The following is a 13,823-nucleotide window of genomic DNA, read 5'->3' as shown; positions in this document are numbered from 1 at the left end:
TATTTGATTATAAAGCATTTTATTTTCGAGTGTAATATTAAAATATTACATATAAAGGTGTATTTTCCATAAAATAATAAAAGAGGTATCACCCTATAGTGATGCCTCTTTCTCATTGATAACTATGTTCTGCCCTGTTATTCGATTTTGATTGCTCTATTTGCAATTCACGCTCTACTAATCGATCTAACTGCTGAATAGCTTTTAATGCTTTTTCATAAGAAATCGTTCGATAATGATGCGCTCCGCCCGGTTCTTCATCTGCTTCGTCTGCCCATTTAATAATGTTTTGCAGAGATGTTCTTTCGATTTCTTGCTGTACTAAGAAAGAATCTGTATGAAGAAGAATTGCGATAGAAATTTCTTTTGCTAGTTTAGGATGCTCTCCTAATCTAATAAGCAGTTTATGAGCTCTTTCTGCTCCTTTAATTGCGTGTATATCATTCTTTTTATATAAATCATAGTCCCATTCGCCGCCTGTGTACCACGTATGATGTCCGATATCATGAAGGAAACCAGCTTTTGTTGCAGCATCGACTGAGGCGTGATGCTTTTTGGCTAGGTGAAACGCATGGTAAGCGACAGCGATCGCGTGGACCATTCCAGAACGGTTTACGTATTTTTGTGTAATGTGGTGTTTAAAAATTTGTTCAAGCGTAATACGGTGCATAAAACATTCACTCCTTTTATCTAATGGTGTCTATAAAGAAAATCGATCGGTTTAAATGTATTTTGAACATTGTACTCCATCACAGTTCGTTAGTAAAGTAGAAATGTTTAGGAGAAGAAAAAAATTTTCTGCAAAAAAATCACCTTAGCTTATGCGAGGGCACTGAAAAACTTACGTTTTTCATCTCCGAAGACATATCTGTAACTAAAAAAGGTGACTTTTCGTTCGAACTCGAACGGAAAGTCACCTTTTTCTTATCATTTTCTACCCTTTTTCTTTCATTAATGTCATGATTCGTTTTAAATTAACTGCGAATATAGTCATCGCTCCTTGCATTTGCATACCAATCAGACCCGAGGAAGTTGCCACATTATACCCGTGTCTATGTTTTAATTCACTATTTTTCGCTTCAATTTTATAACGTTCTTTCCCTTTTTCTTTGAAGTATGCACTTTCCTGAAATATTTGTTGTTCCGTATGTTCTGTCGATTTTATGCCGACTGAATATGTTTTACTTTTTGCCCCTTCTTTATAGCACCCTTCTTTAAAGGCACATATCTTGCATATTTTGATATCAAAGTAGTAAGTGTGTTTTTGATTTTTATTTGTTCCTTTTTTACCTGTGCGCGCCTTGCGAATAGCCATATGTCCAGCCTTGCATACATACATTCCAGCATCTTTGTTAAATTCAAATTCATTTTCTTTTTGATGTGTAATCATTGGATTTAATTTTGAGACTAATTGTAAGTTGTGTTCATTCGCATATTGAATATTCCCTTTTCCAGAATAAGCGGTATCCCCAATGACTGTATCGATTTCCATTCCCGTTGCACAACTTTTTTTCACTAACGTTTGAAGGAATTTGCCGTCGCTTTTCTCACCTGTTGTAATTACAGCCGCTGTAATAATACGTTCTTCATTCATCGCAATGTGTGTTTTATACCCAAAGAAAGAGGAGTCAGCTGTTTTATGCCCAATACGTGCATCAGGATCTTGAGAAATCTGGAGGTGTTCATGGTGATCCTCTACAATTTCTTTCAAATAGTTGAGCCTTTCTTTTACATTCGGGTTTTCACGAATGAGCTCTTCTTTTTCTACCACTTGGATAACTTTTTGGCAGTATATAATCTCATCAGTTAATTCATTCGTTGTCGTTTTAACAGGAAATTTTTCTTTCATTCCTTCATCAATTCGATAAACCGCTTTACGGAGTAATTTCGATTTCTCCATTAAAAATTCTTTTGGTGATTTTTGATTAAAACGTGCTTTTGTATGCGTAGCATCCACAATAATGGATTTACTCTGAATTAAGTTCTTATCTAACGCGATTTCTACTGTTTTTTGGATGAGCATATCAAGCAACTCTACATCTTTTAAACGAAGCTTACGAAACTTCGTTAATGAACTTGGATCAATCACCATGTCTTCTGGTGCCATATCTAAGAAATATTTAAAAGACATATCATATTTTGAGCGCTCAACGACATCTACATCAGATAAATCAAAAATAGATTTTAACAATAAATATTTGAACATACGAACAGGTGGTACTGCATTACGACCGTTATCGAGGCAATATTTATCCTTTAATTCTTCGAAAACAAAAGAAAAATCAACCATTTCATTGAATTGACGAAGCATATTATCTTTGGGCACAACGATATCATAAATCGCCATGAATGGACTAAGAGTAAGAGATTGTTGATTTGAAATCATCCAAAACACCACCTAGAATTAGTACAACCATTATTCATAAAAATAATGAAAATTATACATAAAAAGCGAAAGCTTCTTCGATTAAATCGAAGAAGCTTTCGCTTTTTCAGTGCCCTCGCTTATGCAAAGGTGATTTTTAAATTGCTTATTTTTTTAATCCTTGCTCTAGTGTTTCTAACATTTCGTGCTTTTCATTTTCATCAGCGTTTTTCCAAATGACTTCAAATAAAACACCCAGACCTGGAAGCATTTTTTCTTCACCGCTTTGAATTGCATCGACAATTGTTTCTTGTAATTGATCTTGTGTATTACCAGATACATTTGCTAATACAGCACCGCGTAAATTAAAACTCATTGTTTTCACCTCTTCTTCAGAATTGAAACTGACATTAGTTTTTGTTCTTTTTTATGTAAATATGTATGAAAAATAGGCTATAATGATAAGACAAGAAGAGAGGGAAATACATATTATGAAAAACATTGATTCAGTACAAAATCCGCGTGTGAAGCAGTGGAAAAAGCTGCAAACGAAAAAAGAGCGCGATAAAAAAGGTTTATTTTTTGTAGAAGGATTCCACTTAGTGGAGGAAGCTTTAAAGGCAGGAATTGTAACGGAACTTATCGTTTCAGATCAGACAGACCTTCCGAAAGATTGGACAGTTAATGATGTAGAAATGTATATCGTACCTGAAGCTATCGTAAAAGTACTTCGTGAAACAGAAACGACGCAAGGTGTATTTGCTGTTTGTGAAAAGCATGAGAAGGAAGTAGCTCTTGCTGATGGGAAGTTTCTTTTATTAGACGGCCTGCAAGACCCAGGTAACTTAGGGACAATTATTCGTACAGCTGATGCAGCCGGTATTCATGCCGTTGTGCTTGGAGAAGGATGCGTTGATGCATATAATAGTAAAGTGCTTCGCTCTACACAAGGTTCTATTTTCCACTTACCAGTTGTAAAAGGTAACTTAGAAGAATGGGTAGACAAGCTAAAAGAAAATAACGTTCCTGTATATGGAACAGCTCTTGAAAATGGAGTTCCGTATGGTGAAGTAACACCAGCTGGTAGTTTTGCATTAATTGTAGGAAATGAAGGAAATGGCGTACGCCAAGAAATTCTTGCGAAAACGGATCAAAACTTGTATATTCCGATTTACGGCGGGGCAGAATCATTAAATGTTGCAGTTGCAGCAGGGATTTTAACGTATTATTTGCAAAGCCCAGTTGCGAACAAATAAAAAACTTCTTATAATAAGTTGAAGTACATTATATTAAAAGTTAAATAACGAAAAACGTTGATAGAGAAGAGTAGCTTACAAAATCGCCATATAGGGAGAGAATGCCGTAGACTGAAAGCATTCTTATGGTAGACGGAAGTGAATTCACCTCTGGAGTTGACGCCAGGACCATGTAAATGTAAAGGCGTTCCGGTCAGAATTGATCGTTATAACTAATGAGTGGGCAGACATGTTCTGTCAATTTAGGGTGGTACCGCGAATTTACCTCGTCCCTTTTTGGGAGCGAGGTTTTTTTATTTTTAAAATTAGGAGGGTTCCAAAATGGAAGCACGTTTAAAAGAGCTAAAGCAAAAAGCGTTAGAGCTTATTGAAGAAGCGAAAGAGCTAAAAGGCTTAAACGACGTACGCGTAGCGTATTTAGGAAAAAAAGGTCCAATTACAGAAGTATTACGCGGTATGGGAAAATTATCAGCAGAAGAGCGTCCACGTATGGGAGCATTAGTAAATGAAGTACGTGAAGCGATTCAAACTCGTTTAGACGACAAAATTAGTAATTTAGAAAAAGCAGTAATCGAAGCGAAATTAGCTAATGAAACAATTGATGTTACATTGCCAGGTCGTCCTGTTGAAACAGGTTGTCATCATCCGTTAACAGCTGTTGTTGAACAAATTGAAGATGTATTCATCGGTATGGGTTATGAAGTAGCTGAAGGAACAGAAGTAGAAAAAGACTACTACAACTTCGAAGCATTAAACTTACCGAAAGATCACCCAGCGCGTGATATGCAAGATACATTCTACATTACAGAAGAAACGTTATTACGTACACATACATCTTCTGTGCAAGCGCGTACGATGGAAAATAATAAAGAAAAAGGCCCAATTAAAATTATTTGTCCTGGTAAAGTGTATCGCCGCGATGACGATGATGCGACTCATTCACACCAGTTCATGCAAATTGAAGGTCTTGTAATCGATAAAAACATTCGCATGAGTGACTTAAAAGGTACACTGCAAGTATTCGTGAAAAAGATGTTCGGTGAAGATCGTGAAATCCGTCTTCGTCCAAGTTTCTTCCCATTCACAGAGCCATCTGTAGAGATGGACATTTCTTGTATGATGTGTCATGGCAAAGGTTGCGGCACTTGTAAAGGAACTGGTTGGATTGAAATTTTAGGCGCAGGTATGGTTCACCCGAACGTACTTGAAATGGCTGGTTATGATTCGAAAGAATATCAAGGTTTCGCATTCGGTATGGGCGCAGAGCGTATCGCAATGTTGAAATACGGCGTAGATGACATTCGTCATTTCTATACAAATGATGTACGTTTCTTACAACAATTCAAACGAGCGTAAGGGAAGGAGAGGATAAGTATGTTCGTATCATATCGTTGGTTACAAGAGTATGTAGATATTAAAGATGTAACAGCACAAGAACTAGCAGACAAAATCACGAAAAGTGGTATTGAAGTAGAAGGTGTTGAAGTATTAAATAAAGGTGTAAAAGGTGTTGTAGTTGGTCACGTATTAGAATGTGAAAAACACCCAGAAGCTGATAAATTAAGCAAATGCTTAATTGACATCGGTGAAGAAGAACCAGTTCAAATTATTTGTGGAGCTGCTAACATTGCAAAAGGTTTAAAAGTACCAGTTGCAAAAGTTGGCGCTGTACTTCCTGGTAATTTCAAAATTAAAAAAGCAAAACTACGTGGTGAAGCTTCTCACGGTATGGTTTGTGCTCTTCAAGAGCTTGGCATTGATGGAAAGTTAGTTTCAAAAGAATACGCAGATGGTATCTTCATCTTCCCAAGTGACGCTGAAGTTGGTGCAGATGCACTTGAAATTTTAAACTTACATGATGAAGTACTTGAGCTTGGTTTAACACCAAACCGTGCAGATTGCTTAAACATGTTAGGGGTTGCATATGAAGTAGCTGCTATTTACGGCCGTGAAGTAAAACTTCCAGCTATCGATTTACAAGAAACAGCAGAAAAAACTGCCGATTACATTTCTGTAAGTGTAGAAGCGAAAGAAGAAAATCCATTATACATTGCAAAAATGGTGAAGAACGTAAAAATTGGTCCATCACCAATGTGGATGCAAACTCGCCTTATGGCAGCTGGCATTCGTCCGATTAGCAACGTAGTTGATATTACAAACTACATTTTAATGGAATACGGTCAACCGTTACATGCATTCGATTACGATAAATTAGGTTCAAAAGAAATCGTTGTTCGTCTTGCAAAAGAAGGCGAAAAAATTGAAACGTTAGATGATCAAGAGCGTACGTTACAAGACCATCATCTTGTAATTACAAACGGAACAAAAGCTTTAGCTGTTGCTGGTGTAATGGGCGGAGCGGATTCAGAAGTTACAAATGAGACAGTAAACGTTCTAATTGAGTCTGCATACTTTGCGGGTCAAACAGTGCGCCGTACATCAAAAGACTTAGGTCTTCGCAGTGAATCAAGTGCACGTTTTGAAAAAGGAATCGACCCAACACGTACGTTTGAAGCAATTCAACACGCAGCTGCTTTAATGGCGAAATACGCTGGCGGAGAAGCGCTTGAAGGTGTAGTAGAAGCTGATAACTTACAAGTACAAGAGCGTACAGTATCTGTTACTGCAGAAAAAGTAAACCGTGTATTAGGTACAAATATTTCTGCAAGTGAAATGGGTACAATGTTCACAAACTTAAAATTCCCATTCACAGAAGTAGAAGGAACATTCCATGTGAATGTACCAGCACGTCGTCCTGACATTACAATTTCAGAAGACTTAGTAGAAGAAGTGGGTCGCCTATACGGTTATGACCACATTCCAGTTACATTACCTTCTGGAACAATGACTCGTGGTAAATTAACAGCAGCACAAACGAAACGTCGTAAAGTACGTCGCTTCTTAGAAGGCGCTGGTTTATATGAAGCAATCACATATTCATTAACAAGCGCTGACAAAGCGAAACAATATATGGTTGAGCCTAACGAAAAGGCGCCTGTAGGTCTTGCACTTCCAATGAGTGAAGAGCGTAGCCAACTTCGTTTAAGCCTAGTGCCACAATTGTTAGAAGCAGTTTCATACAACGTTGCACGTAAAAACGATAGCGTTGCTTTATACGAAGTAGGTTCTATCTTCTTACCGACAGAAGATGGAGAACTTCCGAAAGAAGAACAACATCTTGCAGGTGTTATGACAGGTCTTGCTCTTCACCATGCATGGCAAGGTGAGAAGAAAGTAGTAGACTTCTTCGTTGTGAAAGGTGTACTAGAAGGATTATTCGACGTACTTGGCGTTTCAAACCAAATCACTTATGCACCAGCAAAACGTGAAGGTATGCACCCAGGTCGTACAGCTGACATCGTATTAGATGGCGAAGTAATTGGTTATATCGGTCAATTGCACCCAGAAGCAGAAAAACAATTAGATGTGAAAAATACATTCGTATTCGAACTATCTCTTGTAAAAGTATTCGGTGCAGACGCAGAAGAAACTTACTACTCAGCAATTCCACGTTTCCCATCTATGACACGTGACATGGCTGTTGTCGTAACGAAAGAAACAAAAGCTGGCGAAATGAAGCAAGTTATTGCTGAAGCTGGTGGAGAACTGCTGAAAGACGTAACGCTATTTGACTTATACGAAGGTGAAAAAATGGAAGAAGGCAAGAAATCACTTGCATTCTCTATGAACTACTTCGATCCAGAGCGTACGTTAACAGACGAAGAAGTAACAGAAGCACATAACCGTGTATTAACAGCGGTAGAAGAGAAATTTGGTGCGGAGTTACGTAAGTAATAAGAAATTGCCGGATCTATTCCGGCAATTTTTTTAGTGGATTGGTTGTCGGAAAATGTCGGTAAGTCGATATATTGCAAAAATCGCTGATATATTTTCTGGCACCTTGCATCTTTCTCTCGAATGTAGTACATTAATTTTAGTTTAACAAAATGAAAGACGATGATAAGGAAAAGTAGTATATACTATAATCCAAAGCGAGTCAGGGACGGTGAGAGCCTGATGAGGCGGTATATGTGAAGAACACCTTGGAGTTGCTAACCGAAATTGAATCTTGTATTCAAGAGTAGACTTAGACGGGAATCCGGCCTGTTACAAACCGGGAAGTATGTATTACATACGAGTTAAAGTTGGTCTTTATGACAAATTGGGTGGTACCGCGAAGTTTAACCTTTCGTCCCTTTATGGATGAAAGGTTTTTTTGTATTTAAATATATCAGCAAAGGAGAATTTCACTATGGAAAACACATTAGTAAAAAGTCTGTATAGAGATACAGATAAATACGCAGGTCAAACAGTACAAGTATCAGGGTGGATTCGTAATTTACGTGATTCAAAAGCATTTGGCTTCATCGAATTAAACGACGGTAGCTTCTTCAAAAGCGTTCAAATCGTTTTCGATACAGAATTAGATAACTTCAAAGAAATTGCAAAACTTCCACTTAGCTCTTCAGTTAAAGTAGAAGGTAAAGTAATTGTAACGCCTGGAGCGAAACAACCATTTGAAATTAAAGCAGAAAAAATTGATATTGAGGGCTTATCAGATTCTGATTACCCACTTCAAAAGAAGCGTCATACGTTTGAATACTTACGTACAATCGCTCACTTACGTCCAAGAACAAATGCATTCTCTGCAACGTTCCGCGTACGTTCTATCGCAGCATTTGCAATTCACCAATTCTTCCAAGAGCGTGGATTCGTACATGTTCACACACCAATCATTACTGGTAGTGATACAGAAGGTGCGGGCGAAATGTTCCGCGTAACAACGCAAGATTTAAACAACGTACCAAAAGGTGAAGACGGACAAGTTGATGAATCAAAAGACTTCTTCGGCAAAGAAACAAACTTAACAGTAAGTGGACAGCTGAACGCTGAAGCTTATGCATTAGCATTCCGTGATGTATACACATTCGGACCTACATTCCGTGCAGAAAACTCAAACACAACTCGCCACGCAGCTGAGTTCTGGATGGTTGAGCCTGAGATTGCATTTGCTGAACTAGGTGACGTAATGAACCTTACAGAAGATATGCTGAAATATGCAATGAAATACGTATTAGAGCATGCACCAGAAGAAATGGAATTCTTCAACAGCTTCGTTGATAAAACAGTTCTAGAGCGTATGAACAACGTAATTAACTCTGACTTCGGTCGCATCACTTATACAGAAGCAATTAAAGTACTTCAAGAATCAGGTGCTGACTTCAAATACCCAGTAGAATGGGGTATTGATTTACAAACAGAGCATGAAAGATACTTATCAGAAGAAATCTTCAAACGCCCTGTATTCGTAACTGACTATCCGAAAGACATTAAAGCATTCTACATGCGCTTAAATGATGACGGTAAAACAGTAGCTGCTACTGACCTTCTAGTTCCTGGCATCGGCGAATTAATCGGCGGAAGTCAACGTGAAGAAAGAATGGACGTTTTAGTAGATAGAATTAAAGAATTAGGCATGAAAGAAGAGGACTACTGGTGGTACTTAGAACTTAGAAAATACGGCGGTACAAAACACGCTGGATTCGGTCTAGGTTTCGAGCGCTTCCTAATGTACATCACTGGCATGGCTAACATCCGTGACGTAATTCCATTCCCAAGAACTCCAGGTTCTTCTGAATTCTAAAATATGAAAAAAGCGAGAGGATTTCCTCTCGCTTTTTTATTTTGTATAGTTTATTCTCCTGTAGCAAAAAGTAACGCGAAGGGGTGAATATAAATGAGTAAAAAAGTGAAAAAAGATCATTCAAGATCGGGCCTAGGTTCTCCAGAAGTAGAAGGACAAGGAACGACGACACATGAAACAGGTTCTCATAAAGTACCTTCATCAAATAAGAAGCAGAAACGAAGCTAACATAAAAAAGGAGAGTTTTGGCGACTCTCCTTTTTTATGTATTACATCTTTTTATCATGAATCTCTTTTGTAATGTTATCTATATCTTTGTCTATTCGATCTAAATAGAAAAACCAAAGTAAGCTCATGAGCACATAATAGATGGCCATCACACCAAGATTATCAGATATATTTTCGAATGTAGATTTAGTAGTGAAAAAAGCGCCCCAAATGGTAGAAATAGTGAGGTAAGAAAGTGGACCTACGAGGTGTACGAAAGCATATAATACTTTTTTTACTTTTACAGCGTTCATATGAAAAACCTCCTTTTTCTAATCATACATTCAAGTTCCTCACAGAAGTGTTGTAGTTTTGTTGGATTATGTATTAACAAGCGGGCATCGTGTTTTCCGATAAATCTGCGAATCCGCAAGTTTAATAAGAAAGATCGGCCATAACGCTCTATTAAATCGTTGAACTCTCGTTGTTCACTTAGCAGCTGAATGTTTTCTCTAATTTCAAACTGCCTTTCGTGTGGATCACCTAGTAAAATATTTAGAATCATTTGTAGAAGTAGCAATGGGGATCTCCTCTTATGTTAGAATAATCTGTATATTATGATTATAACAAAACTATAAGAACAATAGTAGGATAAAATAAAAAACAGGAGTTTGTAGGCTCCTGTTTTTGTCGATACTATTTTAGTAAGCGAAACGCCTTTTCCGTATTAGCAAAATGCAGTTTCACAAACTCAGGTAATCGTTCTTTACCAAGCTTTTGAATTAATTTAGCGGCGGCGATATCAACTTGTTTACCTGCACCTTTTGGAAGGGGCATACCAGCTTTTTTGCTTAGTTCGTTAAATTGTTTTACGAATGAGTAACGAGCTAAAATGGAGGCGGCGGCTACTGCTAAATGGACGCTTTCGCCTTTCGTTGCGAAGTAAACATTTTCACGTTGTACCTGTTTTTGTTTTGCTAAATATTTGTAGTATGTATCAGGCTGTGTGAATTGGTCGATTAAGACGCCTTCAGGTTTTGTAGGTGCCATTTTAGCTAATAAGTTTGTAATAGCTTTATTATGTAGCAAAGCTTTTAGTTTACCTTGGTTGTTTCCTTTATCAAATAGCTCGTTATATTTTTCGTTATGAAGAACGAGAGAGCTGTAAGGAACAACGTGTAGAAGTTTTTTTGCAATGGCAGTAATTTGTTCGTCATTTAAGTTTTTAGAGTCTTTTACACCAAGCTCTTTTAGTAGTGGAATTTGCTTCGCATCTACATATACAGCAACGACTGTCATCGGTCCGAAGAAATCACCAGTACCCACTTCATCTGACCCTACGATCGACATTGTACCGATGGAAGCAGGCGGTGCATAACGGTGTGAATCAACAGATCTTTTTACAGCTGTTTTCGGTGTTTGAGAGACAGTTTGCCAACGAGAAGCTTCTGCTTCAGCACGTCCACCTTGGAACATTACTTTTCCAGATTTATACGCTGTGATTGTGCAAGATGGCACTTTTGCCATGAAGATTCCGCCTTGTGGAGTTTTCGGGCTAAGCGAATGTTTATATTGTTGTTTCATGTCTTCAATTACTGTAGAATTTGTTTGAATTACGATAGAATTTGACATAATGGTCACCCCTTTTTTTATATTGTTATTTTTATCATATCGGATTGTTCTTTCTGTTTCCATATTATGAAGGTTCATGGTATGATAAACTTTAGGATTCTGTACGTGATTGGAGGCCGGTGAGTTGTCACAACAAAAGGGAAAGAAAAGTCGAATTAATGTAGAAATCTATGGTCAGCAATATTCAGTTGTTGGCGATGAAAGTACAAGTCATATCCGCATGGTAGCAGCGATTGTGGATGATAAAATGCGCGAACTCAATGCCAAGAATCCTTCGCTTGACACGAGTAGACTAGCGGTATTGACGGCGGTAAACGTCATACACGATTACATAAAATTAAAAGAAGAACATGAGAAATTGAAAGAAAGTATGACAAAAAAAGGAATGGAATAACATGATTGATATTATTATCATTTTACTGCTTGTTATGGGATTTTTCCTCGGCTTACGCAGAGGGTTTATTCTGCAACTTGTAAAGTTAACAAGCTTTATTATCGCATACCTTGTTGCATACTGGTACTGTAAAGATTTAGCGCCAGCACTTGCGAAATTTATTCCGTATCCATTTGATAAAAACGTATCTGTTCCAGAATGGATTGATGCAAATAATATTGAGACAGTATTTTATCAAGCGCTTGCGTTTATCATATTGTTTATTATTACAAAAATTGCACTTTCATTACTTGGTAATTTGTTAAATATGTTTGCAGAAATACCGGTTTTAAAGCAAGTAAATGCGTTTGCGGGGGCACTCCTCGGATTTTTAGAAGTATATATTATTTTGTTTGTCTTAATTATCATTGGAAACATTCTTCCGATTGAACAATTACAAACACCATTACAACAATCATCAATTAGCAAAATAATTGTAGACGATACACCGATTCTCTCTGAAAAGGTGAAGGAACTATGGCAGACAGGTAGCAGAGTATAACTTCTCTTTTTTCGGAAAGAGAAGTTTTTTTCTATGAAAGAAAGGCGGGGTAATGATGAAAGTAAATAAAAAACAAGTTATCAAATTATTAGAGACAATCGGGCTTTTTATGGAACTAAAGGGCGCGAATCCATTTAAAATATCTGCATTTCGTAAAGCGGCAGCAGCATTAGAAAGTGATGATCGTAGTCTTTCTGAGATTGAAGATTTCACGAAGATTCCGGGCATTGGAAAAGGAACAGCGGCAGTTATTCAAGAATATATAGAGTCGGGAACATCTGAAGTATTACAAGAGCTTGAACAAGAAGTGCCAAGTAGCTTATTACCGTTATTAAAATTGCCAGGCCTTGGTGGTAAAAAGGTAGCTAAGTTATATAAAGAACTTGGTGTTGTTGATATGGAATCGCTAAAAGCGGTTTGTGAGGAAAATAAAGTACAAGCTTTAGCTGGTTTCGGCAAAAAAACAGAAGAGAAAATATTAGAAGCAATCGATCAAGTAGGATCTCGTCCAGAGCGTTTACCAATCGCGATGGTATTGCCTATTGCCGGGGAAATAGAAGAGAAATTGTCGAATATTACTGAGGTAATTCGTTTCTCTCGCGCTGGTAGTTTGCGCCGCGTTCGTGAAACAGTAAAAGATTTAGACTTTATTATTGCAACGACAGAACCAGCTGCAGTACGTGAGCATTTACTACAATTTGATAATATGATTGAAGTAATCGCGAGCGGGGATACGAAAGTTTCTGTTCGTCTTCAATATGAATATGATATTTCAATTGATTTTCGCTTAGTAAAACCAGAAGAGTTTATTACAACTCTTCACCATTTCACAGGATCAAAAGACCATAACGTAAAAATGCGTCAAATCGCAAAAGATAAAGGCGAGAAAATTAGTGAGTACGGTGTAGAGAACTTGGAAACAGGTGAAGTGAAAACATTTGAGACGGAAGAAGCATTCTTTGCTCATTTCGGTCTTCCATTTATCCCGCCAGAAGTGCGTGAAGATGGAAAAGAAATTGAATTAATTAAAGAGTATCCGAACTTAATTCAGTTTTCCGATATACAAGGTGATTTACATATGCATACAACATGGAGTGACGGTGCTTTTTCTATTGAAGAGATGGTACAAGCATGCCGTGTTCGTGGATATAAGTTTATGGCGATTACTGATCACTCACAATACTTGAAAGTAGCGAACGGTTTAACGAAAGAGCGCCTTCGTGAACAAGCGAAAGAAATTGAACGTATGAACGAAAAGTATCCAGATATTACAATTTTACGCGGAATTGAAATGGACATTTTACCGGATGCCTCGCTTGATTTTGATGATGAAGTATTAGCAGAATTAGATTATGTCATTGGAGCAATTCACTCTAGCTTCTCACAAGACCGTGAAACGATTATGAAACGTCTTCGTGCTGCGCTAGAGAATAAGCATGTCACAATGATTGCTCATCCGACAGGACGTCTTCTTGGACGCCGTGAAGGTTATGATGTAGATACAGACTTATTAATCGAACTCGCAAAAGAAACAAATACAGTTTTAGAATTAAATGCGAATCCAAACCGTTTAGATTTAAGCGCAAAATTATTAAAACAAGCACAAGATGCTGGTGTAAAAGTAGCGATTAATACGGATGCTCATACACTTGAAATGTTAGAAGATATGGAAACAGGCGTAGCGGCAGCACGTAAAGGTTGGATTCAAAAAGATAACGTGATTAACACGTGGGATATTGAACGTTTATTAGACTATATTAAACGTAATAAGTAACACAAGGGGG

14 protein-coding genes and 2 other annotated features are annotated in these 13,823 nt (G+C 37.5%); of the genes, 8 read left to right on the top strand and 6 right to left on the bottom strand.

All coding sequences use genetic code 11. From position 1 onward, the window contains the following. Positions 1 to 112: 112 nt before the first annotated feature. From FH036_RS15590 to sspI, 3 genes are all read right to left on the bottom strand, one after another. The gene (locus tag FH036_RS15590) at positions 113 to 670 is read right to left on the bottom strand and encodes an HD domain-containing protein (RefSeq protein WP_000554793.1); all 558 of its coding nucleotides are present in this window, start codon (positions 668 to 670) and stop codon (positions 113 to 115) included. Positions 671 to 934: 264 nt separating this feature from the next. Further along, positions 935 to 2,386 (bottom strand): IS1182 family transposase, encoded by a 1,452-nt coding sequence (locus tag FH036_RS15585; protein ID WP_139895975.1) that lies wholly within the window; start codon positions 2,384 to 2,386, stop codon positions 935 to 937. Between the two features lie 145 nt (positions 2,387 to 2,531). Continuing rightward, a complete protein-coding gene (gene sspI, locus FH036_RS15580; RefSeq protein WP_000009513.1) occupies positions 2,532 to 2,741 on the bottom strand; it encodes a small acid-soluble spore protein SspI in 210 nt (69 codons plus the stop codon). An 82-nt stretch (positions 2,742 to 2,823) separates the two neighbouring features. Between sspI and FH036_RS15575 the strand changes: the two genes are divergently transcribed. The 5 genes from FH036_RS15575 (at position 2,824) to FH036_RS15555 (ending at position 9,493) form a co-directional block, all read left to right on the top strand. Beyond that, positions 2,824 to 3,621 (top strand): TrmH family RNA methyltransferase, encoded by a 798-nt coding sequence (locus tag FH036_RS15575; protein WP_139895974.1) that lies wholly within the window; start codon positions 2,824 to 2,826, stop codon positions 3,619 to 3,621. Between the two features lie 48 nt (positions 3,622 to 3,669). Continuing rightward, positions 3,670 to 3,898: a binding site (T-box leader), on the top strand. 44 nt (positions 3,899 to 3,942) lie between these two features. Continuing rightward, positions 3,943 to 4,977, top strand: a complete 1,035-nt coding sequence (gene pheS / locus FH036_RS15570) for a phenylalanine--tRNA ligase subunit alpha (protein ID WP_044790621.1) — start codon at positions 3,943 to 3,945, stop codon at positions 4,975 to 4,977. An 18-nt stretch (positions 4,978 to 4,995) separates the two neighbouring features. After that, the gene (gene pheT, locus FH036_RS15565) at positions 4,996 to 7,416 is read left to right on the top strand and encodes a phenylalanine--tRNA ligase subunit beta (protein WP_139895973.1); all 2,421 of its coding nucleotides are present in this window, start codon (positions 4,996 to 4,998) and stop codon (positions 7,414 to 7,416) included. Positions 7,417 to 7,569: 153 nt separating this feature from the next. Next, positions 7,570 to 7,821, top strand: a binding site (T-box leader). Positions 7,822 to 7,873: 52 nt separating this feature from the next. Further along, a complete protein-coding gene (asnS, locus tag FH036_RS15560) occupies positions 7,874 to 9,265 on the top strand; it encodes an asparagine--tRNA ligase (protein WP_000432166.1) in 1,392 nt (463 codons plus the stop codon). 93 nt (positions 9,266 to 9,358) lie between these two features. Continuing rightward, positions 9,359 to 9,493 carry a YuzL family protein gene (locus FH036_RS15555; RefSeq protein WP_000039588.1) on the top strand — a complete coding sequence of 45 codons (135 nt, stop codon included), beginning with the start codon at positions 9,359 to 9,361 and terminating at the stop codon, positions 9,491 to 9,493. 41 nt (positions 9,494 to 9,534) lie between these two features. Here the strand turns inward: FH036_RS15555 and FH036_RS15550 are convergent, their stop codons facing one another. From FH036_RS15550 to rnhC, 3 genes are all read right to left on the bottom strand, one after another. Further along, a complete protein-coding gene (locus FH036_RS15550) occupies positions 9,535 to 9,786 on the bottom strand; it encodes a hypothetical protein (RefSeq protein WP_139895972.1) in 252 nt (83 codons plus the stop codon). Then, positions 9,783 to 10,052 carry a hypothetical protein gene (locus tag FH036_RS15545; protein ID WP_044790618.1) on the bottom strand — a complete coding sequence of 90 codons (270 nt, stop codon included), beginning with the start codon at positions 10,050 to 10,052 and terminating at the stop codon, positions 9,783 to 9,785. Before FH036_RS15545 ends, FH036_RS15550 begins: the two co-directional genes overlap by 4 nt. A 116-nt stretch (positions 10,053 to 10,168) precedes the next feature. Next, positions 10,169 to 11,104 (bottom strand): ribonuclease HIII, encoded by a 936-nt coding sequence (gene rnhC / locus FH036_RS15540; protein WP_044790617.1) that lies wholly within the window; start codon positions 11,102 to 11,104, stop codon positions 10,169 to 10,171. 124 nt (positions 11,105 to 11,228) lie between these two features. Here rnhC and zapA point away from each other — a divergent pair, with 124 nt between their 5' ends. The 3 genes from zapA to polX are packed head-to-tail and all read left to right on the top strand — an operon-like array spanning position 11,229 to position 13,813. Beyond that, positions 11,229 to 11,498 (top strand): cell division protein ZapA, encoded by a 270-nt coding sequence (gene zapA / locus FH036_RS15535; RefSeq protein WP_000082701.1) that lies wholly within the window; start codon positions 11,229 to 11,231, stop codon positions 11,496 to 11,498. A gap of 1 nt (position 11,499) precedes the next feature. After that, positions 11,500 to 12,039 carry a CvpA family protein gene (locus FH036_RS15530; protein ID WP_000565413.1) on the top strand — a complete coding sequence of 180 codons (540 nt, stop codon included), beginning with the start codon at positions 11,500 to 11,502 and terminating at the stop codon, positions 12,037 to 12,039. Positions 12,040 to 12,094: 55 nt separating this feature from the next. Continuing rightward, positions 12,095 to 13,813 carry a DNA polymerase/3'-5' exonuclease PolX gene (polX, locus tag FH036_RS15525; protein WP_139895971.1) on the top strand — a complete coding sequence of 573 codons (1,719 nt, stop codon included), beginning with the start codon at positions 12,095 to 12,097 and terminating at the stop codon, positions 13,811 to 13,813. The last annotated feature ends 10 nt before the right edge of the window (positions 13,814 to 13,823 follow it).

This window comes from Bacillus sp. CD3-5 (assembly GCF_006349665.1).
In the GTDB taxonomy this organism is placed as follows: Bacteria; Bacillota; Bacilli; order Bacillales; family Bacillaceae_G; genus Bacillus_A; species Bacillus_A paranthracis.
The sequence above is the reverse complement of the archived record's forward strand: the minus strand, read 5'-3'. Positions and strand labels throughout refer to the sequence as shown.

Bases quoted from the DNA above. Each gene is read 5' to 3' on its own strand.
- FH036_RS15590 (WP_000554793.1), bottom strand. From the start codon at position 670: ATGCACCGTATTACGCTTGAACAAATTTTTAAACACCACATTACACAA.
- FH036_RS15585 (WP_139895975.1), bottom strand. From the start codon at position 2,386: ATGATTTCAAATCAACAATCTCTTACTCTTAGTCCATTCATGGCGATT.
- sspI (WP_000009513.1), bottom strand. From the start codon at position 2,741: ATGAGTTTTAATTTACGCGGTGCTGTATTAGCAAATGTATCTGGTAAT.
- FH036_RS15575 (WP_139895974.1), top strand. From the start codon at position 2,824: ATGATAAGACAAGAAGAGAGGGAAATACATATTATGAAAAACATTGAT.
- pheS (WP_044790621.1), top strand. From the start codon at position 3,943: ATGGAAGCACGTTTAAAAGAGCTAAAGCAAAAAGCGTTAGAGCTTATT.
- pheT (WP_139895973.1), top strand. From the start codon at position 4,996: ATGTTCGTATCATATCGTTGGTTACAAGAGTATGTAGATATTAAAGAT.
- asnS (WP_000432166.1), top strand. From the start codon at position 7,874: ATGGAAAACACATTAGTAAAAAGTCTGTATAGAGATACAGATAAATAC.
- FH036_RS15555 (WP_000039588.1), top strand. From the start codon at position 9,359: ATGAGTAAAAAAGTGAAAAAAGATCATTCAAGATCGGGCCTAGGTTCT.
- FH036_RS15550 (WP_139895972.1), bottom strand. From the start codon at position 9,786: ATGAACGCTGTAAAAGTAAAAAAAGTATTATATGCTTTCGTACACCTC.
- rnhC (WP_044790617.1), bottom strand. From the start codon at position 11,104: ATGTCAAATTCTATCGTAATTCAAACAAATTCTACAGTAATTGAAGAC.
- FH036_RS15530 (WP_000565413.1), top strand. From the start codon at position 11,500: ATGATTGATATTATTATCATTTTACTGCTTGTTATGGGATTTTTCCTC.
- polX (WP_139895971.1), top strand. From the start codon at position 12,095: ATGAAAGTAAATAAAAAACAAGTTATCAAATTATTAGAGACAATCGGG.